Origin of the sequence: Streptococcus oralis subsp. oralis, assembly GCF_002096595.1 — a bacterium.
GTDB lineage: Bacteria > Bacillota > Bacilli > Lactobacillales > Streptococcaceae > Streptococcus > Streptococcus oralis_D.
The window spans coordinates 100977-126221 of sequence record NZ_NCUR01000009.1; the positions used below are offsets into that span (position 1 = coordinate 100977).

Genomic DNA, 25245 nt, shown 5'->3' on the forward strand with positions numbered 1-25245 from the left:
AAAAAATGAAAAAACAAGCTTTTAGTTCTGAACAATATTTGAATCTACAGCGCGACCACATTTTGGAGCGCATTAACCAATTTGACGGCAAGCTTTACCTAGAGTTTGGTGGCAAAATGTTAGAAGATTTCCACGCTGCTCGTGTCCTTCCTGGTTATGAGCCTGACAACAAAATCAAGCTCTTGCAAGAATTGAAAGAGCAGGTTGAGGTTGTAATCGCTATCAACGCTAGCAATATTGAGCATTCCAAAGCGCGTGGCGACCTAGGAATTTCTTATGATCAAGAAGTTCTTCGCTTGATTGACAAATTCAATGAGCTGGGAATTTTTGTTGGTTCGGTTGTCATCACACAATACGCTGGTCAACCCGCTGCAGATGCCTTCCGTAACCAGCTTGATAAAAATGGAATTGATTCTTATCTCCATTATCCAATCAAAGGATATCCGACGGATATGGACCACATCATTTCTCCAGAAGGTATGGGGAAAAACGACTACATCAAAACCAGTCGCAACTTGATTGTCGTAACTGCTCCTGGACCTGGTTCTGGAAAATTGGCAACTTGTATGTCCAATATGTACCACGACCAACTCAATGGCATCAAGTCTGGTTACGCTAAGTTTGAAACCTTCCCAGTTTGGAATCTTCCCCTTCATCATCCAGTCAATTTGGCCTACGAGGCTGCAACCGCGGACCTTGATGATGTCAATATGATTGACCCTTTCCATCTCCAAACCTATGGAGAAACAACGGTCAATTACAACCGTGATATCGAAATTTTCCCAGTGCTCAAACATATGTTGGAACGCATTCTCGGTGAATCTCCATACGCTTCACCGACAGACATGGGTGTCAACATGGTTGGTTTTGCTATTACAGATAATGAGGCTGCTATCGAAGCTTCTAAACAAGAAATCATCCGCCGTTACTATCAAACAGTTCTTGACTTCAAGGCTGAAAAAGTTGGGGAATCTGCTGTCAAGAAGATTGAACTTCTCATGAACGACCTCGGTATCACACCTGCAGACCGTAAGGTTGCTGTCGCAGCACGTCAAAAAGCGGAAGAAACTGGCGGACCTGCCCTAGCTCTCGAATTGCCATCTGGCGACATTGTCACTGGTAAAAACTCTGAACTCTTTGGCCCTACAGCTGCTGCCTTGATCAATGCCATCAAAAAATCAGCTAACATCGCTAAGGAAGTGAAATTAATCGAGCCTGAAGTCGTCAAACCAATTCAAGGTCTTAAAATCAACCATCTCGGTAGTCGCAATCCACGCCTGCATTCAAATGAAATCCTGATTGCCCTTGCAATCACAGCTATGGAAAATCCTGATGCTGCGCGTGCCATGGAAGAACTTGGCAACCTCAAAGGAAGCGAAGCCCACTCAACCATCATCTTGACCGATGAAGACAAGAATGTCCTTCGCAAACTAGGCATCAACGTAACCTTTGACCCATACTACCAATACGATCGTTTGTATCGGAAGTAAATAAACAAGGCTGGACAAAAACTCAATTTGAGAGAAAAATCCAGTAAATCTTTACATAATAAAAAAATCAAACGCATAATATCAAGTCTTTTGGACACTTGGTATTATGCGTTTTTATGATTTTCCATTCTCATTTATTTCAATGAAATTGTCAACTCGACACAGGCTCCTCCTTGGGCTGGATTGAGCAGGGTCAGACGACCACCATGCAAGAGAGCTACTTGCTTAGAAAAGGCTAAGCCGATACCATGATGGGGATTAGCTGAATTGCGGCTTTGGTCACTCTGATAAAAGAGCTGTTCCGCTCCCAGCAGCATCTCCTCTGAAAATGCAGGGCCATTGTTCCAGATAGCAAAAACTAACTGGTCCTGCTGCACTGATACCGTTAGCTTGACTTCCTTTTGATCCTGGTCTGCATGTTCAAGCGCATTCAGTAAAATATTGAGCAAAGCCCGTTTGAGATAGTCCAAATGAATCGACAAAATCAGACTAAGATCACAATCTTCTTGGAGATAAAAACGATAGCTTTCCTGTTTACTGAACAGTGCCCAATCGTCCTGGAGATAAGCCAAAAAGTCCTCTAAGGAAAGCTGACTGAACTGATTAGAATCAATCTGAAAAGCCTTAGCGTAATCAATAAGAGAGCCACAATATTCTTCCATCTTGTAACTAGCCTGCAAAATCTCAGCAGCATAGTCTGCCTGTGGCTGTCCTAACTGCGCCAATTCCAAGAGCTCAGCATTCCCCTTAATCACAGTTAGGGGCGTTTTCAAATCGTGCGATGTCGCTGATAGCTGTAAAATCAACTCCTGATTATGCTGCTGCTCTTTTTCTAGAAGACGAGCATTTTCTTGGTGGCTACTCCGTAAATCGCTATAGACTTCGAGCATTTCCTCGATCCGAAAAAGCTGGCTTTGATTTTCTTCTAAAAGCTTCTCGTTCGTTAGCATTTTTATTTCCCTGTCGATTTTTCGGAGCAATTTCAAAATATGATAAAAAGTAATCAGCAGCAAGCTCCCCGCCCAAAAGAACAAGGTGAAAAGAACGTGATCACTTCCTTGCGTAAATTCATAACCTATAAGCACAAAAATCAAAACATGGAAAAAGACGATTTTTAAACTAGTTGTCCAGACTAGGCTTTTGAAATTACGGGTTCTAATTGCCATCTATAGCCTACTCCTCTCACTGTTGCGATTGCTTGTAGCCCTTCTTGTTTACATTTTTGACGAATCTGATATACGTATTCTGAGATGGAACGAAGCTGTGTTTCTGAGCTTTCTGGATAAAGCAAGGTATGAAGACGTTCAGCTGAAAAGGTCTGCTTGGGATTGCTAGCTAGTAAATGTAGCAGCTTAAACTCTCGCTCTGAAAATTTCAAGACTTTACTAAAACAGGCAACTTCGTAGCGCTCTGGATAAAATTGGCAAGAAGCAATTTCAGAATATCGCTCCTCACGTCTTTCCTCCCGCCGAAGATGAGCTCTGACGCGCGCCAGCAATTCTTTGGTTCCAAAAGGCTTGACAATATAGTCATCTGCTCCGCGAAAGAGCCCTTCCACTTTGTCCGCCTCCAATTCCTTAGCCGTCAGAAAGATGATTGGACACGAAAGATGAGGACGAATGTAGGAACACAGCTCAAAACCATTAACAGGCTCCATCATCACATCCAGCAGAATCAAGTCATATCCGACAAAATGCGTCAGCTCTAGGTCTTCTATCCGATCAAGCGTCGTCACATCATAAGCATCTAGCTCTAGGACGTTTTTCACCAGCTTCAAAATGCTCTGGTCGTCATCAACCACCAAAATACGATACTGTCTCATGATTTCCATTATAGCATACCTCTAGCGAACATCTCGTTTCAAGGTTAAGAATATAGTAGGGCTCCAAACCAAAGCTAACCATAACAGCTGTATCCCCAGCCCTAAGAGATCTATTGAATGCTGAAGTCCTTCATACTCAAAAAGATTTAGCGTAGCCAGATCGGGCAGGTATTTTGCTTCTTTGATGAAAGTCGCAAATAAACGGCTGAGACCAATCAAGAGAGGAAAGAGCACCGATACTGGCACAACCCAAGATTGAAAGAGCAAAGCGAGAACGGCAGTTAAAAAAGCCAAAAAAAGATTGCTGAGAAGACCAAAAGAGCTGTAATAGAGGAATTTCCCCAGTAAGGACCAGCTAAAGCTTAGGTCAAAACGAGCCAGCATAACAAGGAAACAGCTGCCTACCATGATACTGTAGAGAACCAAGAGCAGCAAGACCAGAAAAAGGAATTTCCCAGCCAACCAAGCCTTTCTATTTGATACGGTTAGAAAATTCGTTCGCATCCCTGACTTGACAAACTCCTGAGCAAAATAGAGCGAAGTAAAGATGACGATGACAGGCTGCGCCAGATAGAGGGCATGCAAAGCCTCGCTCAGAGCCTTCGTCTGGCCAACTGCTGTCTGACTGTAGTCAAGATTCATTAGAAAAAATGGAACAGCTACCAGAGCCACCAAGGCTGCACCAAGAGCGAGATAGTAAGAACGGAACTTAATCCATTCACTTTTAAGCAGAGCTTTTATCATCAGTATCTCCCTCCCAAATCCGTCTTCAAAAAGCGCAGAGAAGTCATGCCGCCGATGATTAGTATCCATGCGCCAAGTATCAACAACCCTTGCAAGGGATTGTTGGCATATTGGGAAGTTGGCGTTGCAGTAAACAACTCTCCTGCTGGCTGTGGCAAATAAGCTCCCCAACTCGTGTGAGCTGCCAGGTAGTTTCCCAGATTATAGATTTGGGGTACGAGAAAAAGCATAGGAACTAACATGGTCCGAGCCAATAAACCTAACAAAAACGAAAGGATTCCCAATAGGGTTAGAGATAAGGTTTTCCACAAAATCAGACTCCAAGCTGCCTGATTGAGCAGAATCGGATCAAGCCCTTCCTTTCCTAAAGCCAGATGCATGACCATATAACTAAAGTAGATCGATAAGAAGCTAACGACAAGAGAAAAGCAAGTAAAGGTCATAAGTTTCCCAACAAGCAGCTTCAGGCGGTTATTACAGGATAAAAGACTAGTTCTCAAGCTGTGAGACTGGAATTCCATAGCTCCCAAAATTCCAGCTAAAACGACCAAAGCCATGCCCGCCATAGAGGCTCCGTTGAGGCCTAGATATTCCAGCGGATCAATGGCTTCTGCCAGACCGGGAACCGTTTCAGGTGTGGCATCCAAACCGACAGATGAATACTGCCGACCCTCCAACCAGGATACGACAGGCACCAATAGCAACATAAAGACCAGACTCACTTTGAAAGCCTTTGTTGAGCGAATTTTCAACCATTCTGAATGCAATAAGGACATCGTTTCTTTCATCTTAAACCTCCTCTGTCAAATCAAAGAAGAGATCTTCTAGACTGTCTGAATCTTGCAGCACCTCTTCCAATCGTCCCTGCTCAATAATTTGCCCATGATGAATCAAGACTACATCATCTGTCACCATTTGCACCTCTGACAGGATATGGGAAGATAGAAGTACCGTTTTTCCTAAATCAGCCTGCTGACGGATGAACTTTCTAAACCACTTAATCCCACTTGGATCCAGTCCATTGGTCGGCTCATCTAATATAAGAAACTGAGGATCACCTAGCAAAGCTGCTGCTAAACCTAACCGCTGACTTTCCCCTAGAGACAGGCTTGACAAGAGGTCCTTCCTCTTATGAGCGATTCCAGTCATCTCCAAAACCTCATCGATCCGAGACTTGGGAATAGCATTACTCGCCGCAATAATCCTCAAGTGGTCATAGACCTTTCGATTTGGCAGACCGCCAATGCCGTCAAAGGCTGCACCTACCGTTCTGAGCGGATAGATCATTGACTGATAGGTTTGCCCATCAAAAGTCGCCGTCCCTGCTGTCGCCCGATCTAATCCCAAGAGAATCCTCAAGGTCGAACTTTTCCCTGCACCATTTGGACCCAAAAAAGCTGTAATCCGCCCGCTTCTAGCTGTAAAAGAAATCTCTTTTAAAATCTGCTTGCTGCCATGCTTTTTGCAGACTCCTTCTATTTTCACTGTATGTTCCATACTGAACTCCTTTATCTTTATTTTCTACAGTATATCCAATCTAGTTCAGAATTAGTTCAGAAATCAAGCAAAAATTCTAAAAGTTGACTCCACCTTTCAAAAATCGCTCTAGCTTCATTAGAAAGAACTCAGTTTTTCTTTATAATTCTGCGAGTTTTGTATGGAGACTTTGTTATAATGCTAGTCTCAAAAAGTCATTTATCAAACTTCATCAAGAGCAGGCTTTATGATATAATGAAAGAAGAAAACTGAAAGGATTTACCATGTCAAAAGAAGTTATTGTTGAAAGTTTTGAACTTGACCACACCATTGTTAAAGCACCCTATGTTCGCTTGATTGGGGAAGAAACTGGACCAAAGGGAGATGTCATCTCCAATTTTGATATTCGCTTGGTGCAGCCAAACGAGGACTCTATCCCTACCGCTGGCCTTCACACCATTGAGCATCTCTTAGCCAAACTCATCCGTACCCGCATTGATGGTATGATTGACTGTTCGCCATTTGGCTGCCGTACTGGTTTCCACATGATTATGTGGGGGCGTCATACCAGCGCTGAAATTGCAGCTGTTATCAAGGATTCTCTAAAGGAAATCGCGGAAACCACTACTTGGGAAGATGTCCCTGGAACAACCATCGAATCTTGCGGAAACTACAAGGACCACAGCCTCTTTTCTGCTAAAGAATGGGCGAAACTCATCTTGGAACAAGGAATCTCAGATGATGCCTTTGAGCGCCATGTCATCTAAACACAAAAAGGAACCAGCTTTTTAGCTAGTTCCTTCTTTTTTTATTCTCAAAATCTTGAGTTAGGCTTTTTCACGAATAACCAAAACGCCATCTTCCATATCTGCTTCCAGATGTTTGGCATCTAGATGATCCAAGTGGAAGTCCGTCACCTTATCGCGGATTTGTTGTTCCACCACGCGACGGAGAGGACGAACACCCATAACTTCGTCATAGCCTTCTTCTGTGATAAAGTCCTTAGCTGCTTGGCTGACTTCCAAATCAATGTCTTTCTTAGCCAAGGTTTGGTTGACTTCCGCCAACATCAAGTCTACAATCTTAGAAAGATCTTCCTTATTCAAGTGTGAGAACTCGATAACTGCGTTAAAGCGGTTGAGGAATTCTGGACGGAAGAATGGTTTCAAACGGTCCATCAATTCTGGTTTGTCCGCATCTTCTGTCAAGTTAGCTTCATAGCCAAATCCAGCATTTGATGTTGCGATAATGACAGTGTTTTTAAAGTTTACTGTATTTCCTTGACCATCAGTCAAACGACCGTCATCCAAGACTTGGAGGAGAAGGGTAATGACTTGAGGATCCGCCTTTTCAATTTCGTCCAAGAGAATGATAGAGTATGGATTACGACGAACTCGTTCTGTCAAGGTATTGCTATTATCATCATACCCCACATAACCTGCTGTTGTACCGATTAACTTAGAGACGGCTGTGCGGTCACTGTATTCAGACATATCCAAACGGATAATTGCATCCTTAGTACCAAACATATCGAGCGCCAATTGCTTAGCAAGTTCTGTCTTACCAACCCCAGTTGGACCTACAAAGAGGAAGCTACCGATTGGGCGATTGCCTTCATCAAAACCAGCACGGTTACGACGGATAGCACGAGCCACTGCTTCTACTGCCTTATCTTGGCCGATTACCTTGTGTTCCAAGCGATGGGCCATATCTTTCAAACGTTCGATGTCTGACGCTCCCATTTGTGATACCGGAATACCTGTCATTCGTTCCACAGATTCAGCCACATCGTTGATGCTTGCAGTCACTTTCATGTCTTCTGTGTGGTTTTCGACTTTTTTCTCCAATTCTGCAATGCGTGTTTTAGCATTAAGAGCTGCTTCAAAATCTTCTGCCTCAACTGCTTTTTCTTGCTTGTCTTTTTCTGCCTCAATCTCCCGTTCAACAGCATGCACATCTGTTACGGGATGTTGAGCCGCCAAGTGAGCTGCCGTTACATCTACAAGATCGATAGCCTTATCAGGCAAGCTACGTTGAGGAATGTATTGGATTGAATAATCCACTGCTGCCTTCAAGACTTCATCTGGCAAGATAACATTGTGGTGTTGTTGATAAAGATCACGAATTCCTTGAAGGATTTTAAAGGTATCATCTGCTGAAGGAGCATTGACCTTGACTTCGTTGAAACGACGAGCAAGAGCCGCATTCTTCAAGATAGTGTTACGGTATTCGTCCTGAGTTGTTGCCCCAATAACCGTCAATTCACCACGAGAGAGAGCTGGTTTGAGAATATCTGCAAGCCCTTTAGAACCACTGTCTCCACCAGTGCTACCAGCACCGAGGATTTGGTGAATTTCATCAAAGAAGAGGATAATATTCCCTGCTTCTTTCACTTCATTGACTAGGTTTTGAACGTTTTCTTCAAAGCTACCACGGTATTGAGTACCAGCCTCGAGACCTGAGATATCAATGGAAATGATTTCCTTGTTCTTGATGGCAGCTGGAACATCTCCGTTCACAATGGCTTGCGCTAGACCTTCGACAACGGCTGTCTTACCAACACCCGCGTCTCCGACCAGAACAGGGTTGTTTTTGGTACGACGTGAGAGGATTTCAGAAGTTTCTTGAATTTCCTTGTTTCGTCCGATAACAGGATCCAACTTGCCCTCACGAGCTTCCGCTGTCAAGTTACGACCTAGTTTAGCAAGGACACCGTCTTGTTTCATACCTGAAGCGTGTTGTTGCATTTGCGCATCAGATTCTGCATTTCCTGGTAATTGCCCCGTTGCACGATACTGAGCAAATTCCTCAGGTGTCACTTCTCGTCCATTAATCAAGTAGCGACGGTTTTCAGAACTATATCCTCGCATACCACCCATCAATTGGTTAAATAAATCATCCATGTTGTTAAAGTTATTAAAGTTGTTGTTCATATTCTTTACCTCGTTTATTGTTAATTAATTGCGACCTTTGATATTGACTATCTTTGACCTTTGTTTTAAAAAATTTAGACTAGCTATCTAGCTACCCTACGTATAATTTCTGGTTTTTCTCTTTTAAATAAGCCTTTTATCATTTTCTTTTCAAAGTCTGTTAGATTAAACATAGGCCTTCACCCCTTTCTTGGGATTCCATAGCTCAGTCTCAAAGACTAATTTCTTGAAAGTAAGCTATTTAAGGAATTCATTTTCCTTATGTTTCTACTATATCACATTGGTCAGTAAAAGTCAATAACTTTTTGACCAAATTTGACTATTTTTAAAAAATTTTTTGAAACACAAAAAAAGCCCCTAGAAAATAAATTTTCTAGAGACTTTCTCTATCAGGTTTGAGAGAGAAGGAATATTCTCACTTACCAAGTTTCATGTTTCTTCTACGAAAGCTTAAGCTTTACGTTTTACGAAGAATACCAATCCACTCAATGCCAAGACTACAAATCCAATTGCTGAGAAGATAGATGTTGCTTCACCTGTTTTTGGAAGTTCAGCTTTACCTTTAGTCTCCGTAGCTGGAGGTGTTGGTTTTGGTTCCTCTTTTTCTCCTGGTTTATTTGGATCTGGATCCGGTGTTGGATTTGGATTTGGTGCTGGGTTTGGATCCTGTGTTGGATTTGGATTTGGTGTTGGGTTTGGATCCGGTGTTGGGTTTGGAACAGTGTATTTATTTGTAAATACAACTGCTTTACCATCCGCATACGAAACAGTCGCAGTCAAGAGACCTTGATCATCCGCAACTACAGTGACTGTTACAGTATGCTCAGTCTTATCGTATTCAACACCCTCTTCAGTACCAACTTTTTCAACCAAGGTATAAGAGTGAGTACCTGCTTCTTCAAATGAACGAACAAAGGCTACTTTACCTTCGGCAGTGTTCTTAGCTTCCGCTACAACTGCACCATTTTCTTTCAATTCGAAAGTATAAGCATCAGCCGCAAGTTCTTTACCTTCAAGTTTCTTAGTTGCTTCAATCGTAGCTTCTACTGCTGGTGCTTTGAAGCTATTCTTGAAGACACTACCTGCTGGATATTCAACAGCTGCCTTCAAGGCATTTGTTGCTGCATCTTTGGTTACTGTTACCTTTGCAGTCTTTTCTGTGTCGTAAGTAATACCAGTTGCTCCGGCATTCACTTCTTTTACAGTATAAGTATGAACACCTTCTGCATTATAGTTGATTGCATTAAATGTTACTTTTCCAGCTTGGTTTGTTTTTGTATCAAGTAGTTTTGTACCTTCATACAATTCAAATTGGAATTCACCATCAACCAAAGCACGACCAGTCAATTCTTTCGTAAACTCAAGTGTTGCTGATGTAACTGTTGGAGCTGGTTCTTTATAAGTGTTTGTGAAGACACGTTCTGCATTCGGATTTTCTACAGTCGCAACCAATTGGCCTTTACCATCATCCGCAACAGTGATGATCACTTCATACGCATTTTGATCGTAAGTGATTGTTTTATCGTCACCAGCTTTTTCAGTAATTGTGTAAGCGTAATCGCCTGCTGCTGAGAAAGTGACGTTGAAGACAACTTCTCCTGAAGCAGTATTCTTAGCCGTAGCTACAAGGTCTGAACCTTCTTTCAGTTCAAATGTGTAAGCATCAGCTTCAAGCGCTTTACCTTTCAAGACTTTCTTAGCTTTGATTGTAGCCTGCGCAGGTTCCGCTTTATAGTTATTAACGAAAACTGGTGTTTCACTTGTAACTGTCGCGACAAGTTGACCTGAGCCATTATCTTTGACTTCTACAGTTGCTGGATGTTCTGTTTTATCATAAGTTACACCAAGTTTATTGCCAACCTTTTCTGTAATAGTATAGTTATATACTCCTGCTGTTGAATAGCTAATTTCAGAAAAACGAATCAATCCACCAGCAGTATTCTTTGCTGTCGCAACAACCTTGTCACCCTCTTTCAGTTCAAACTCAAACTCATCTATCTCTAGCTCTTTACCATTCAAAACTTTTTTAGCTTCAATAGCAATTTTTGCTGGAGCAGATTTATATGTGTTTGTGAAAGTTGGTTCTGCAGATGTGACAGTTGCTGTTAAAACTCCACTTTGGAAAGTTGCTGCTACAGTAACTTCCTTGGCTTCTGTATCAAATGTAACGCCTGAAACTGCTGTTGAAGTGTCTTCTTTGATGATGTAGTGATAAGTTCCCGCACCTTTTACTTGGAGATTCTCAAAGGTAATCGTTCCATCAGCTTTTGATTTTGCTGTGGCTACTGGATCCTTCAAGTTCTCTGCAGTAAACAGGTTAAATGTAAACTCATCTGCTTTTGGAAGTTTATCTGCACGTCCTTCTACTACTTTCTTAGCAGTCACATTGAATACAGCTGGAACAGGTTCATCTTTAAGATGAATAGTAGAACCCGCAGCACCGAGTTTGACTGTATACTCTTTTTCATCTAGTTTATAACCTGCTGGAGCAGTCTTCTCTTTGATCTTAAACGTTTTACCTTCCCATTTCTGATCATAAGTTTTCGTAAGCGCTACTCCTTTTTCATTCGTAGTCACTTCTGTTGTTTCACTTGCATCATCTGCTGCTGTCACAGTATATACTGCACCCGAAACTGGAGCAAGAGTGAAGGCATCAGTCTTATGAATCTTAATTTGGTATGCAGTAGATGCTACAATCGTACCAGAAATCAAAGATGTCGCCTCAGCTGTCATATCAAGTGCTCCCGGACGACTTGTATTCTGTGCTAATTTAGTCCCGTCAGCCAACGACAGAGCAACCCTATTTCCTACTTTACTTCCATCATTAGGAGTTGTTGTGTTATAAGATACTATATAAGAGGTCGTTCCATCTTTAAAAATGATATCGAATGAAGTATAGTTTTCGTTCCACGAAACGGTATAGTCTTGTCCCTCAGTTAACAATACTGCATCATCTGGAACAGCAGAAGTCCCAACAGTGATATTTGCCTTATACACTTTTAGAGTCTCAGGAATATACTGTGCAGGAGTGTAACTAGTATCATCATTTGGTATAGTATCATGTAATACAATATTTTGTCCTAAGTCTTGTTTCTCTGTATTTACACGTACACGCCAGACAGACCATGCATCTCCCTTGCTAACCGAACCAATCTCAGCCAGTTTTGGAGAGTTCCAACTTTCAAGGGCAGCACGACCCCCAATTTTAGCGTAATTTTCAGTACCAACTTTGGGACCATCGATTGTTTTTGATGAATAAATGTGAGTCACTTCTTGCTTCAATGAGGATGAATTAAAGTTAATGCGGGTTTTATTCTGATCTTTTAAGAATCTAAAAGAAACAGAAAAATTCCCTGACACATCCTTTACCTTATCTCCACCAGTTTTCTCTAGATATTTATCCAAGTTTTTTAAGGTGATTTTTGCTTTCCCACCTTGATCAGTACCATTTGAAGTCACTTCAGCTTCTCCAATAGTAACTTTTGTTGTCGGATCAATTAAATCCTGACTCCCCTCATAAACTGCCATAGGAGCAGGTATATCAAAGGTAAAATAATCTCCATTATTCAGATGTTCATTATACTGTTTGAGATCAAAAGTCACGCGAAGCTTATATGCTAAATTCGTACGAAGCGAGAAATCTCCTTCCGAAGTCACATTCTGCTTAGTATCTGAAGCATCTAACAGATCAATACCTGTAATTACTTGTGTCAATTCTTTTGAAACAGGATTATCTGCTTTAACAATCCCTACTAAAACAGATGCTAGACCTAAAATAGCAAAAGCTAACGCAGAAAATTTAGATAGCATTCTTGACGTTTTGCTTGTCGACATCTCTTTCCCTCTTTTCTATATGAAATTTCTAATTTTAATCCCCCTGTGAGATTAAAACATGCCAATCTGACAATCTCTATCACTAATTAGAGTTTATCTAATATATTATAACATTTCAATACAAGCTATTCAAGTATATTAACTTAAAAATACACGTATTTGCATCATTCTATAACCTAGCCATTCAATTTTTAGCTATTTATATCGGTAAACTGATATAAATAGTTTAATATATGTTGTATTTATAATTAGGTCAATCTTTGATATTATAGTAAAAAGCCAGTCATTTTGACTGGCTTTCTTATTATTCTAATTGAATCTTAGCTCAATGCGTCATCCATTGAAAGAACTTCGTGGAAGACACGTTGTGTCAATTCAGTTTTTTGTTCTGGAGTGAGGTATTTAGTGTTTACACAGTATCCAGAGATACGTACGATAACGTCTTCACCTGACATGATCTTTTCGTAAACATCATTCAAGTCCATAACGTTCAAGTTAACGTGTTGTCCACCGTTCTCAAAGTAACCATCAAGGATTGTTACCAAGTTATCAACTTGCTCGTCACGAGTCTTACCAAGAGCACGTGGAGAAACTTGAGTTGTCAATGAGATACCGTCAGCTGCGTAACCAAAGTCAAGGCTAGCAAGTGAGTTCAAGTTTTGCAACCATCCACCTTTAGCTTTGTTAGATGGGTTCGCACCTGGTGAGAAGAATTCAAGTTTAGACAAGTTCACAGAACCATCTTCGTTGAGGTATACACCTTTGTGGACTGGTGAGTTACCAGTTTGTTTAGAGTAAGCAACGTTAGATGTGATTGTCAATAGTGATACAGTAGCTTCTGCGTCTTTGTAAAGTTTGTGGCTACGTAGACGAGTTGTGTAAGCTTCAATCAACCATTCTGCCAATTCGTTTGAACGTGGGTCATCTTCACCCCAACGTGGGTATTCACCAATTGTTTCGTAATCGTAGATATAGCCATTTTCATCACGGATTGGTTTCACTGTAGCGTATTTGATAGCTGACAATGTATCAACTGTATTAGCGAATCCACAGATACCGAATCCCATGTTAGCACGTTGTTTAGTTGGCAAGAAGGCCATTTGAACAGCTTCGTAGTTGTACTTGTCAGTCATGTAGTGGATGATGTTCAAAGCGTCTACGTAAGTGTCAGTCAACCAGTCAAGAGATTTTTCGAAGTTGGCTTTAACTGATTCGAATTCAAGAACTTCGTCACGGATAGGATCGATGTCAAATACTTTGTAGTCTTTGTGAACATCGTCGTAACCACCGTTCAAACCAGTAAGAAGGGCTTTCAAAACGTTTACACGAGCACCGAAGTACTGGATGTTGTGGCGTTGATCTTCGTTTTCTGGGTCAAGTGGTGACACACAGCATGAGATACAGCTCATTTCTCCGTATCCGTCTTTAGCCATTGTTGTTACACCTTCGTATTGGATAGAAGAGTGTTTGTGGCTCATATGCATACAGTAGCGACGGAAGTTGTATGGTAATTTGTCAGTCCAAAGAACTGTCAAGTTTGGCTCTGGAGAGTTACCGATGTTGTCAAGAGTGTTCAAGAAACGGTAGTCCATCTTAGTAACACGGTGACGACCATCGTTACCCATACCAGCCATAGAAGTTGTGATGAAGGTTGGGTCACCTGAGTACAATTGGTCATAAGCTTTTGTACGAGCAAATTTAACTGTACGAAGTTTCATAACGAAATCATCAACGAACTCTTGGATTTCTGATTCAGTAAATGTACCACGAGCAAGGTCACGTTCTGCAAAGATATCCAATACGATTGGCACACGTCCTAGAGATGTTGCAGCACCGTTGATAACACGGCAGACAGCCATGAAGGCGATGTTAACCCATTGGATGGCTTCTTTCGTGTTCATCGCTGGTTTGCGGACATCAACTCCGTAAAGGTCACCCAAGCGAACAACTTGTTGCAATGCTTGGTATTGAAGGTTTACTTCTTCACGAAGACGGATTGTTTCTTCATCAATTTCTTTGATCGCATTCCAGTCGTTTACTTTTTCTTGCATCAAGTAGTCTGCACCGTAAAGAGCAAGACGTGCGTAAACACCAATGATACGTCCACGTGAGTAGGCATCTGGAAGACCAGTTACAGTGTGAGCGTGACGAGCGCGACGAATGTTTGAAGTGTAGGCACGGAAAATACCGTCGTTAACTGTTGTTACGTATTTAGTAAAGATTTCGTGAACAGCTGGATCTGGTTCATATCCATTTTCCTTCAAAGTAGTTTCAGCCATACGGATACCACCTTTTGGCATGAAGTTCAATTTGAAGAGTTCATCGTTTTGGATACCGAAGATAACTTCATTTTCTTTGTCGATAAATCCAGCAGGAATATCAGCAATAGATGTTGGACGAGTGTCCATTGGGAAACGAGTTTCTTCGTAGTGTGCTTTTGTTTCTTCTACGATTTTTTTGATGTGAAGTGAACGTTCTGTTGGTCCAGCAAGGAAACTTTCATCTCCATCATAAGGTGTGTAGTTAGCTTGAACGAAGCGAGAAATACTTGCTTTTTCTTTCCAATCTACGCCTTTGAAGCCTTCCCAAGCTTTATCAAAAATATCTTGTGCTTCAACAACTGTCTTAACAACCATGTTAATGTCCTCTTTTTTCTAGTAACAGTCATCTGTTACATTCTTGAGACAAGTATACCATACAGTAACCGATTTCAACAAGAGAAAATCGGTATTTTAGACGCTTTCTTTTATAATACAGTCCCTTTTTCGTTCTTATCTGTATTATATTTTTGAAAGTCAGGTTAGACTTTTTCCACTTTTTCAGAAAAAAGGGTATAATAAATAGAAAATGCCACTAGAAAGGGATTGGGATGCTCATATTTCCATTGATAAATGATCTGTCCAGAAAAATCATCCATATCGACATGGATGCCTTTTTTGCTGCGGTGGAAATCAGAGATAATCCCAAGTTAAAGGGCAAACCTGTCATTATCGGAAGCGATCCCAGACAAACAGGTGGGCGTGGTGTCGTTTCTACCTGTAGCTATGAGGCACGAGCTTTTGGTGTTCATTCAGCCATGAGCTCTAAAGAAGCTTATGAGCGCTGTCCCCAAGCTGTCTTTATCTCTGGAAATTATGAAAAGTATAAGACTGTGGGACTTGAGATTCGTGCTATTTTTAAACGCTACACTGATTTGATTGAACCTATGAGTATCGACGAGGCATACTTAGATGTGACGGAAAATAAACTTGGTATCAAGTCGGCCGTCAAAATAGCCCGCCTTATCCAAGAGGATATCTGGCAGGAACTACACCTGACTGCTTCTGCAGGCGTCTCTTATAACAAATTCTTGGCTAAAATGGCTAGTGACTATCAAAAACCACATGGTTTAACAGTCATCCTCCCAGATCAGGCTGAGGATTTTCTCAAACAAATGGATATTGCTAAATTTCATGGTGTTGGTAAGAAAACAGTAGAAAAGCTTCATGAAATGGGCATTTATACTGGTGCAGACTTATTGGACGTCTCAGAAGTTACTTTAATCGATCGCTTTGGCAGACTCGGTTTTGACCTTTATCGAAAGGCAAGGGGCATTCATAACTCACCAGTCAAGTCCAATCGCATTCGTAAGTCCATTGGCAAGGAAAAAACCTACGGAAAGATCCTACAAGTAGAAGAAGACATCAAAAAAGAGCTGACTCTTCTCTCAGAAAAGGTAGCTCACAATCTCAGCACGCAGGACAAAGCTGGAAAAATCATTATTCTAAAAATACGATATGCTGACTTCTCCACTCTGACTAGACGAAAAAGCCTCCCACAAGCAACACAGGACGCTAGTCAGATTTCTCAAACTGCCCTTCAACTCTACGAAGAACTAGCTGAAAAAGAAAAAGGTATCCGTTTACTAGGAATTACGGTGACAGGATTTTAAAAAGCTTGAAGGAAAATTCCCTCAAGCTTTTTTTCTTATACAAACAAACGCACAAAACTATAGAGCAACAAGACACTACCGAGTACAATACGGTATTTACCAAAGAGTGTAAAGTCGTGTTTTTTCACATAACTGGTCAAGAAACGAATAGCAACCATGCTGACCGCAAAGGCAACACCCATGGCAACCAAGAGCAAGAACAGTTGTCCAAAACTCAAGAGTTGACCTGCTTTAATAAATTTGAAAATCTTTAAAGCGCTGGCTCCGAACATAACAGGAATTCCGAGATAGAAGGTGAACTCTGTTACGACTGAGCGGCTTGTTCCATTCAACAACCCACCGACGATAGTGGCACCTGAACGACTTGTTCCTGGGAAAAGGGCAAGGACTTGGAAGAGACCGATGTAAAGGGCTGTTTTATAAGGCAACTTGTCTAACTCAGTTACTGTTGGTTCAATGGCTTGCGCCTTATTTCGTTTTTCAAGGTAGATAAAGGCAACCCCATAGATAATCAACATGATCGCAACCGAAACCATGTTATGGAAGTTGGCATCAAACCAATCATCCAATTTAAAGACCAATAGCAAAGGTACGGTCGCAACGAAGACCTTGGACCACAACTGCCAAGTTCGACGGACTTCGACCTTATTTTTACCAGGTTTGAAGGGATTGAGCTTGTTAAAGTAAATGACAATAACTGCTAAAATGGCACCGAGCTGAATGACAACATTAAACATGGACATGAAAGCTTCATTTTGGTCCTTGTATTGAACAAATTCTTCAACCAAGATCAAGTGGCCAGTACTTGAAATGGGCAACCATTCTGTAATTCCTTCAACAATCCCAAAAAAGATTGACTTCAAAATTTCAATAAAATACATACATTACTCCTTTTTCTGTTCTCTATTATAGCATAATTTCGGATGTTGCGATAGATTTTTTAGAAGGCGCCGATGCTACCACCGCCTCCGCCTCCTGAGAATCCTCCACCTGAACTTCCACTTCCAGAAGATACAGAGTAATTGCTAGCTGTATTCGCTACAGTAGTATATTGCTTGATTTGTGCAGTTGAGGCGTGGAACTGTGTGTGCCAACCGAAGGCTATATATAGATTCAAATCTGGATTTTCTAGCTGAATATGACGTACTTTCATTAACTTGCTCACTTTCTTGGCATAACCAAAGAGAGTCGCATAGACCAGCAGACGATTCCAAAGGACGACGCTCTCTAGCTCTGCTTGACCCAGATGAGCAATATCACGAAGCATATTTTCAAAACTAGTCCAAAGATAGAAAATCTCCGCCCCTTCCTCTGTTAGAACTCCATCGCGATAGGCTCCTCGCATCGCAAAATGAACCCAAAAACTTGCTACCAGCCCTGTCAACCCCAAGAGAAGGAAAGGAATTGAAAAGAAACCGTGAGTCTGCCAACTATAGTAAAAGAATAGCAGGCCACCTAGAGCCGTTATAGCTGAACAAACCCGCATCCCAAGAGCAAGACGTCGTTCCTCACTTGTCAAGGGACGATAATAGCTTGGAATACGAAGTACATGGACCTTATCCTTGACACAAGACTGAATGCGTTGAAGTCTTCCTTCAAAGGAGCGTTTGAGGCGCGAGCCTGTTTCCCGGATATATTTTTCATCTGACTCTTTGGCACCACGGTAAAGGGAAGAGGAGACTTGGTAATCAGGAAAGAGCTCTGAAACAGCTAATTCTTTCTTATTCGATAGGGTCATGCGCAGGCATTCCTTCTCAAAATTGGATAAGCCTTTTTCACTGATAATTCGTAGATAAGGTTCCTCATCACCTTGGAAAATAGATAAATGACCTCGATCTACTAAATCCAATAAGGTTGCCTGAATTAAACGTTCAAAAGTAAATTTTCCAAAACCTGATTTGTTTAGGGGATTGACTTCCTCTAAGGAAGTTGAATACACTGCTTCTGCTAGAACCATTGGAGGCAAATCCATCGGCGGCTCATAAAGCCTGTGGTCTTTTGGAAAGACCTTTTTAATGGTTGTACTCTGACGAAATATTCTATAAAAGATAGGAATTGGAAGTAAGAGACTCATAAAAATGACCGGGAAGACCCATTTCATCACAATCTCACTTTGCGCTTTTTCTGTCGCTATATTGCTTTCAATGCGGTTAAAATCGGTTAAACGTTCTTCCTCTAATCCTTGATCTGGAGCTCCTGCAAAAGCATTTCTCGGCCAGTAAGCATGTAACTCAATCTGTCGCTTTCTAGGAAGGTCTTTCATTTTGATATGATAGAGATTATTAACTTTTTCAACACTAGAGTCCCTTAGGAGTTGTCCGGCATGAAAATAGAGTTTCTCCGCTGGAGTATCAGAGCTAACCTTGAACTCAATCTCTTTGATGTCTCCAGTACTATCGGTCAAGGGTTGCCAATTTAGCTCTGCAATATCCTTATATAAGAAGAGAAGATTTGATAGTTTCCAGGTAACCGTCACCCGAACAGTATCTCCGGCATAGCCAGCATTGTAAATTTTTACCTTGTAGCCGTCCTCTTCCTCCATAGTATAGTAGGAAATATTTTGCACAATTTTTCCATTTTTAGAGACCTGAACAGTCGGGTCAGAATCAATATCAAATCCTTCTGGCATTTTCCCAGCTTTTCCGAGTCCAACTAACTGACCATTATAATCCTCTCCAAAGCGGTAGGTGATTGTTTCCTTAAAAATTGCAGTATTATCTGCATGAATATTCAAATCACCTTGATAGGATAAGACATCAAAGTCTACCGCAAAAACCAAGCTCGGAATAAATAATAAACAAGTAAGAATCAGAGTCAGTAGCCATCTTTTCTTCATAACAATTTCCCTTTCAATCTTTTCCCTATTATATCATTTTTTATAAGTAAAGGCTTACTTGTATTGAAAATCTCACTATTTTTAGATACAATAGAGAGAAGTCATTTTTAGACTAGAAATAGGAGAAAACATGAAAAAATTATGCTTATCTGTGCTTGCTAGCCTAGCCCTCACACTGGGACTAGTTAGCCAGGTCCAAGCCGATGAATATCTACGCATCGGGATGGAGGCAGCTTACGCCCCTTTCAACTGGACCCAAGACGATGATAGTAATGGCGCTGTCAAAATTGATGGTACCAACCAATATGCCAATGGCTACGATGTCCAAATCGCTAAAAAGATTGCCAAAGACTTAGGTAAGGAGCCTTTGGTCGTTAAAACCAAGTGGGAAGGACTTGTCCCAGCCCTTACTTCTGGTAAAATCGATATGATCATTGCAGGTATGAGCCCGACGGCTGAACGCAAACAAGAAATTGCCTTTTCAAGCAGTTACTATACCAGTGAACCTGTTCTATTGGTCAAAAAAGACTCTGCCTATGCCAATGCCAAATCTTTGGAAGACTTTAGCGGAGCAAAAATCACGTCTCAACAAGGTGTTTACCTTTATGACCTGATTTCCCAAATTCCAGGCGCCAAGAAAGAAACAGCCATGGGTGACTTTGCTCAGATGCGCCAAGCACTTGAAGCAGGTGTTATCGATGCCTATGTTTCTGAACGACCTGAAGCAATGACCGCTGAGTCTGCCAACGCTAAGTTCAAAATGATCCAACCTCAACCAGGTTTCAAAACTGGCGAAGAAGATACAGCTATTGCCATTGGACTTCGTAAAGATGATAGTCGCATCAGCCAAATCAATGCCAGCATCGAAACCATCTCTAAGGATGAGCAAGTAGCCCTCATGGATCGTATGATCAAAGAGCAACCTGTGGAGTCTACAACAACAGAGGAAGAAAGTAGTTTCTTTAGCCAAGTCGCTAAGATCCTTTCTGAAAACTGGCAACAACTCTTGCGTGGTGCTGGTATCACACTCTTAATCTCCATTATCGGAACCATCACAGGTCTCCTTATCGGACTTGCGATTGGGGTCTTCCGTACTGCTCCACTTTCTGAGAACAAAGCAATGTACGCCCTACAGAAACTAGTCGGTTGGATTCTCAATGTCTATATTGAGATCTTCCGTGGTACACCAATGATTGTTCAATCCATGGTTATCTACTATGGAACTGCCCAAGCTTTCGGTATCAACCTTGACCGCACACTTGCTGCTATCTTCATCGTCTCAATCAATACGGGTGCCTACATGACAGAGATCGTTCGTGGTGGTATTCTAGCAGTTGACAAAGGACAGTTTGAAGCCGCAACTGCTCTTGGTATGACCCACAATCAAACCATGCGTAAGATTGTCCTACCTCAGGTTGTCCGTAATATTCTACCTGCTACTGGTAATGAGTTTGTCATCAATATCAAAGATACCTCTGTATTGAACGTTATTTCAGTTGTTGAGCTTTATTTCTCAGGAAATACTGTAGCAACTCAAACCTATCAATACTTCCAGACCTTTACTATCATTGCCGTGATTTACTTTGTCCTCACCTTTACCGTGACCCGTATCCTACGCTTCATCGAACATCGTATGGATATGGATACTTACACTACAGGTGCTAACCAAATGCAAACGGAGAATTTGAAAAAATGACACAACCAATCCTTGAAATCAAACACCTCAAAAAATCCTATGGGCAAAACGAAGTGCTAAAAGACATTTCTCTCACCGTCCACAAAGGAGAGGTTATTTCCATCATCGGGAGCTCTGGAAGCGGAAAATCAACCTTCCTTCGTTCGATTAATTTACTAGAAACACCTACAGAGGGAGAGATTCTCTATCGAGGAGAAAATGTCTTAGAAAAAGGCTATAACCTCACCCATTATCGCGAAAAGCTCGGTATGGTTTTCCAATCTTTCAATCTCTTTGAAAACCTGAATGTTCTCGAAAATACGATTGTTGCCCAAACAACTGTACTCAAACGCGACCACTCTGAAGCTGAAAAAATTGCCAAAGAGAATCTCGAAAAAGTTGGTATGGGAGAACGTTACTGGCAAGCCAAGCCTAAACAACTCTCAGGGGGGCAAAAACAACGCGTGGCTATCGCCCGCGCTCTCTCCATGAATCCTGATGCCATTCTCTTCGACGAACCAACATCTGCCCTTGACCCAGAAATGGTCGGAGAAGTCCTCAAAATTATGCAGGATTTGGCTCAAGAAGGTTTGACCATGATCGTCGTAACCCACGAAATGGAGTTCGCCCGCGATGTCTCTCACCGTGTCATCTTTATGGATAAGGGCGTCATTGCTGAAGAAGGCAAACCAGAAGACCTCTTCACAAACCCTAAAGAAGACCGGACAAAAGAATTTCTTCAACGTTATCTCAGCTAATAAACAAAGACTGCATAAAGAATGCAGTCTTTTTAATTTGTAATTGTAAAGAAAAGGCAGACTCGATTCAGGAATCTGCCTGTGACCACAGTTTAATCTTCAAATTTTTCATGATTTTTTTCATAGAAATCGATTAAACCAAGAGCTGTTTCAAATGAAATATTTTTAACTTTTGCGCGTCCTTGTGCTAGAGCAATGATAGACATTTCACGCGCATTCGTTTCTTTAGAGATACGGTAGCCTGTGATTTTCTTATCACGAACCCAGCCAACAACTGCTTCTACTTTTTCAAAGTTCGACTTAGCCATGTTCTTCTCCTAAATTATTCTTTACAATACTTAATTGTATACGTTTTTATTTCTTTTGTCAATAAAAAAACATATATTCGTCGCAACTATATTATTCTGCATATTTTTATTTGGCTTTTAAAGCCGATAATATATGAGTTCTTATGTCCTCGACTCCATTAGGATTTGCTGGTAGGAAGATTGTATTATTACCCTCTTTATCTGCAAAATTATTCAACGTATCTAAATACTGGTTCGTTAATAGGATAGACATGATTTGTTCTTCAGTTAGCTCAACATTGGCTCCCTTTAACTCTTGGATAGAATCAGCTAGTCCGTCAACAATTGCTTTACGCTGCTCTGCAATCCCTACACCATGTAGGCGATCTTTTTCTGCTTCAGCTTCTGCTGCGGTCACGATTTTAATCTTATCTGCTTCAGCAAGCTCTTGCGCCGCAACTCTCTTACGTTGAGCCGCGTTAATTTCATTCATTGATTGTTTTACTTCAGCATCAGGTTCAACCTTAGTAATCAGCGTTTTGACAATGATATACCCATACGTAGACATTTCTTCCGCCACTTGTTTTTGAACTTCTAAGGCGATTTCATCCTTCTTCTCAAACAACTCATCTAGGGTTAGCTTTGGCACAGATGAACGCAAAGCATCTTCAATATAGGATTTAATTTGGGCTTCTGGACGCATCAATTTATAATAAGCATCTGTGACATTGTTTTCATTTACTCGATACTGAGTTGCCACATTCATCGTTACAAATACATTATCTTGCGTCTTTGTCTCTACAACAATCTCACTTTGCAACAAGCGTAGTTGAACTCTTGCCGCAATCCTATCAATTCCAAAAGGAGCTCGTAAATGAATACCACTATTACTCAACTTTTGGTATTTACCAAAGCGTTCTATGATAGCGACAGATTGTTGTCGAACCACATACACAGAACTAACCATAATCACTGATGCAATCACCACTAAAAACAATAAAACAAGTAAAATTTGTAAAACCATGGGAATCTCCCCCTTTCGTCACCCTCATTATAGCACCATCATCATTATTACGCAAATAATATGATAATAATTTTATTTTAGCTTAAACTAACATATTATACAACGTTTCGTTCCCATTCAAATTAATATAAGATGGGTCAAACTTTTCCATTCGATGAATCAATCCAGCATAGTCATGCTTATTGGCAAGAGCTACCCCAATCAAGACAGGGCCTGTCCCCTTGCTTGCTCGTTTGATATATTCAAAACGAGTGATGTCATCATTTGGCCCCAAAATGTCATTTACAAACTCTCGTAGAGCTCCTGGACGTTGTGGGAAATTCACTACAAAGTAATGCTTGATTCCATCGTAAATCAAGGCACGTTCTTCCATCTCTGGCATACGGTTGATATCGTTATTTCCTCCAGAAATGATACAACAAATCGTCTTGCCTTTGATATAGTCTGATAAAACTTCCAAGGCTGCAACACTGGCAGCTCCGGCTGGTTCTGCTACAATACCTTGTTTGGAATAAAGATCAATCAAGGTTTCGGAAATCAATCCCTCGTCCACTCCAATCAGCGTTTCAACATTTTTTCGGGTCGCTTCATAGGTTAATTGTCCAACCTTCTGCACAGCTATCCCATCAGCAAACTTATCAATTTCTTTGAGTTTAACTGGTCCCCCAGCTTCAAAGGCAGCCTTCATAGAGCGAGCTCCATTGGCTTCTACCCCGATCACTTCAATAGTCGGGTTGGTTTCCTTAATATAAGTAGAAACACCGGCAATCAATCCGCCACCACCTACTGGTACAAGTACTGTATCAAAATCAATAGACTCTTTACGGGCTTCTTCAAGAATTTCATAGGCTACAGTCCCTTGACCAGACTGAACATGCGCATCATCAAAAGGATCGATGAAGGTGCGGTTTTCTGTTAATGTAAATTCTTGTGCTGCCTTAGCAGAAGCATCAAAGGTATCCCCAACCAACTTGATCGTCACAAACTCTCCACCGAAAAAGCGAACCTGCCCAATCTTTTGTTGCGGTGTTGTGATGGGCATAAAGATCGTTGCAGGAATCTTCATCTCATTACAAGTATAGGCGACACCTTGGGCATGATTTCCCGCAGAGGCACAGACTACACCACGCTCGCGTTCTTCTTTTGACAGTTGAGAAATGGCATAATAGGCTCCACGAATTTTAAAAGAGCGAACACGTTGCGCATTCTCCTTTTTGAGATAAATCTTTGCTTGGTATTTTTCTGATAAATAATGATCATATTCTAGTGGTGTATCAACTACTACACCACTCAAAACTTTGTGGGCTTTCACCACATCTTTTGCACTTAGCATTGTCTCCTCCTCAAATACTGTTCAAGATAAAAAACGAGTTAGGTACCCCCAACTCGCCTTCTGTCTCTCTTTACAAGAATTAATTGTAGATTTTGAATGCGTCGTCGTCGTTTTTACCAACGAAAGGCATTGCTTTACGCAATTCTGCACCAACTTTTTCAATTTCAAGGTTAGCTGCTTGTTCACGGTAAGCAGTTAATTTTGGACGACCAGCCTTGTAGTCATTTACAAAGTCATTTGCAAATTTACCATTTTGGATATCTGCCAAAACAGCTTTCATGTTTTCTTTAACTTGCTCAGTAATCACACGTGGACCTGATACATAGTCACCGTATTCAGCAGTGTTTGAAATAGATTGACGCATTTTCTTGAATCCACCTTCATAGATCAAGTCAACGATCAATTTCATTTCGTGAAGAACTTCAAAGTAAGCCAATTCTGGGGCATAGCCTGCTTCTGTCAAGACTTCAAAACCTGCTTCGATAAGGGCAGTCAAACCACCACAAAGTACGGCTTGTTCACCAAACAAATCTTCTTCAGTTTCTTCTTTGTAAGTTGTTTCAAGCAAACCAACACGAGCTGCCCCAACACCTTTACACCAGTCCATAGCAATGTTTTTCGCATTTCCAGTTGCATCTTGGTAAACTGCGTAAAGAGCTGGCACACCAAATCCTTCTTCGTAAGTACGACGTACCAAGTGTCCTGGTCCTTTAGGAGCACACATGAAAACATCTACATCTGCAGGAACTTTGATAAATTCAAAGTGGATATTGAAACCATGAGCAAATCCAACTGCATTTCCAGCTTCCAAGTTTGGAGCGATTTCTGCTTCGTACAATTCTTGTTGGATTTCGTCTGGTGCCAAAATCATAATAACATCAGCCAATTTGGTTGCTTCTGCTACTGTGTAAGTGTCAAAACCATCTTCTTTTGCTTTGTCAAAAGATTTACCTGGACGCACACCGATGATGACATCACGACCTGAATCACGCAAGTTTTGCGCATGCGCATGTCCTTGTGAACCATAACCGATTACGGCGATTTTTTTACCGTCAAGCGCTGCTACTTTAACATCTTTTTCGTATTCCATTTGAACTGCCAT

At 41.2% G+C, this 25245-nt stretch carries 19 protein-coding genes; 5 read left to right on the top strand and 14 right to left on the bottom strand.

Features of this window, described 5'->3' with window-relative positions; all coding sequences use genetic code 11:
• Nucleotides 1–5: 5 nt before the first annotated feature.
• Nucleotides 6–1490 carry a DUF1846 domain-containing protein gene (locus tag B7714_RS02845; RefSeq protein WP_084859596.1) on the top strand — a complete coding sequence of 495 codons (1485 nt, stop codon included), beginning with the start codon at nt 6–8 and terminating at the stop codon, nt 1488–1490.
• A gap of 134 nt (nt 1491–1624) precedes the next feature.
• Here B7714_RS02845 and B7714_RS02850 read toward each other — a convergent pair whose 3' ends face one another.
• The 5 genes from B7714_RS02850 to B7714_RS02870 are packed head-to-tail and all read right to left on the bottom strand — an operon-like array spanning nt 1625 to nt 5553.
• On the bottom strand, nt 1625–2656 hold the full coding sequence (locus tag B7714_RS02850; RefSeq protein WP_084859597.1) for a sensor histidine kinase: 1032 nt from the start codon (nt 2654–2656) through the stop codon (nt 1625–1627).
• On the bottom strand, nt 2623–3321 hold the full coding sequence (locus tag B7714_RS02855) for a response regulator transcription factor (protein WP_084859598.1): 699 nt from the start codon (nt 3319–3321) through the stop codon (nt 2623–2625). Before B7714_RS02855 ends, B7714_RS02850 begins: the two co-directional genes overlap by 34 nt.
• 12 nt (nt 3322–3333) lie before the next feature.
• Entirely contained in the window at nt 3334–4056 is a 723-nt protein-coding gene (locus B7714_RS02860) for a lantibiotic ABC transporter permease (protein ID WP_084859599.1), read from the bottom strand.
• On the bottom strand, nt 4056–4844 hold the full coding sequence (locus tag B7714_RS02865) for a lantibiotic ABC transporter permease (RefSeq protein WP_084859600.1): 789 nt from the start codon (nt 4842–4844) through the stop codon (nt 4056–4058). The genes B7714_RS02860 and B7714_RS02865 overlap by 1 nt, the downstream gene beginning before the upstream one ends.
• A gap of 1 nt (nt 4845) precedes the next feature.
• Nucleotides 4846–5553, bottom strand: coding sequence for an ABC transporter ATP-binding protein (locus B7714_RS02870; RefSeq protein WP_084859601.1), 708 nt, complete (start codon nt 5551–5553; stop codon nt 4846–4848).
• 263 nt (nt 5554–5816) lie between these two features.
• Here B7714_RS02870 and B7714_RS02875 point away from each other — a divergent pair, with 263 nt between their 5' ends.
• Nucleotides 5817–6299, top strand: coding sequence for an S-ribosylhomocysteine lyase (locus B7714_RS02875; protein ID WP_000032557.1), 483 nt, complete (start codon nt 5817–5819; stop codon nt 6297–6299).
• A gap of 60 nt (nt 6300–6359) precedes the next feature.
• Here B7714_RS02875 and B7714_RS02880 read toward each other — a convergent pair whose 3' ends face one another.
• From B7714_RS02880 to pflB, 3 genes are all read right to left on the bottom strand, one after another.
• On the bottom strand, nt 6360–8465 hold the full coding sequence (locus B7714_RS02880; RefSeq protein ID WP_084859602.1) for an ATP-dependent Clp protease ATP-binding subunit: 2106 nt from the start codon (nt 8463–8465) through the stop codon (nt 6360–6362).
• Nucleotides 8466–8915: 450 nt separating this feature from the next.
• Complete coding sequence (locus B7714_RS02885; RefSeq protein WP_084859603.1) at nt 8916–12299, bottom strand: Spy0128 family protein; 3384 nt, start codon at nt 12297–12299, stop codon at nt 8916–8918.
• Between the two features lie 320 nt (nt 12300–12619).
• Complete coding sequence (gene pflB / locus B7714_RS02890) at nt 12620–14935, bottom strand: formate C-acetyltransferase (protein ID WP_000260621.1); 2316 nt, start codon at nt 14933–14935, stop codon at nt 12620–12622.
• 233 nt (nt 14936–15168) lie between these two features.
• Between pflB and dinB the strand changes: the two genes are divergently transcribed.
• Nucleotides 15169–16230, top strand: a complete 1062-nt coding sequence (dinB, locus tag B7714_RS02895; RefSeq protein ID WP_084859604.1) for a DNA polymerase IV — start codon at nt 15169–15171, stop codon at nt 16228–16230.
• Between the two features lie 35 nt (nt 16231–16265).
• Here dinB and B7714_RS02900 read toward each other — a convergent pair whose 3' ends face one another.
• Both B7714_RS02900 and B7714_RS02905 read right to left on the bottom strand, forming a co-directional pair.
• The gene (locus B7714_RS02900; RefSeq protein ID WP_084859605.1) at nt 16266–17111 is read right to left on the bottom strand and encodes an undecaprenyl-diphosphate phosphatase; all 846 of its coding nucleotides are present in this window, start codon (nt 17109–17111) and stop codon (nt 16266–16268) included.
• 59 nt (nt 17112–17170) lie between these two features.
• Complete coding sequence (locus B7714_RS02905; protein ID WP_084859606.1) at nt 17171–19066, bottom strand: DUF2207 domain-containing protein; 1896 nt, start codon at nt 19064–19066, stop codon at nt 17171–17173.
• Between the two features lie 130 nt (nt 19067–19196).
• On the opposite strand from B7714_RS02905, the gene B7714_RS02910 reads away from it, so the two are divergent.
• Entirely contained in the window at nt 19197–20762 is a 1566-nt protein-coding gene (locus B7714_RS02910) for an ABC transporter substrate-binding protein/permease (protein ID WP_084859607.1), read from the top strand.
• The gene (locus B7714_RS02915) at nt 20759–21499 is read left to right on the top strand and encodes an amino acid ABC transporter ATP-binding protein (protein ID WP_084859608.1); all 741 of its coding nucleotides are present in this window, start codon (nt 20759–20761) and stop codon (nt 21497–21499) included. The genes B7714_RS02910 and B7714_RS02915 overlap by 4 nt, the downstream gene beginning before the upstream one ends.
• A gap of 92 nt (nt 21500–21591) precedes the next feature.
• Here B7714_RS02915 and B7714_RS02920 read toward each other — a convergent pair whose 3' ends face one another.
• The 4 genes from B7714_RS02920 to ilvC form a co-directional block, all read right to left on the bottom strand.
• Nucleotides 21592–21807 (bottom strand): capsule biosynthesis transcriptional regulator, encoded by a 216-nt coding sequence (locus B7714_RS02920; RefSeq protein ID WP_001130031.1) that lies wholly within the window; start codon nt 21805–21807, stop codon nt 21592–21594.
• Between the two features lie 106 nt (nt 21808–21913).
• A complete protein-coding gene (locus tag B7714_RS02925; RefSeq protein WP_000244062.1) occupies nt 21914–22810 on the bottom strand; it encodes an SPFH domain-containing protein in 897 nt (298 codons plus the stop codon).
• Nucleotides 22811–22892: 82 nt separating this feature from the next.
• Nucleotides 22893–24143 carry a threonine ammonia-lyase IlvA gene (ilvA, locus tag B7714_RS02930; RefSeq protein WP_084859609.1) on the bottom strand — a complete coding sequence of 417 codons (1251 nt, stop codon included), beginning with the start codon at nt 24141–24143 and terminating at the stop codon, nt 22893–22895.
• A gap of 79 nt (nt 24144–24222) precedes the next feature.
• The gene (gene ilvC, locus B7714_RS02935) at nt 24223–25245 is read right to left on the bottom strand and encodes a ketol-acid reductoisomerase (protein WP_000290683.1); all 1023 of its coding nucleotides are present in this window, start codon (nt 25243–25245) and stop codon (nt 24223–24225) included.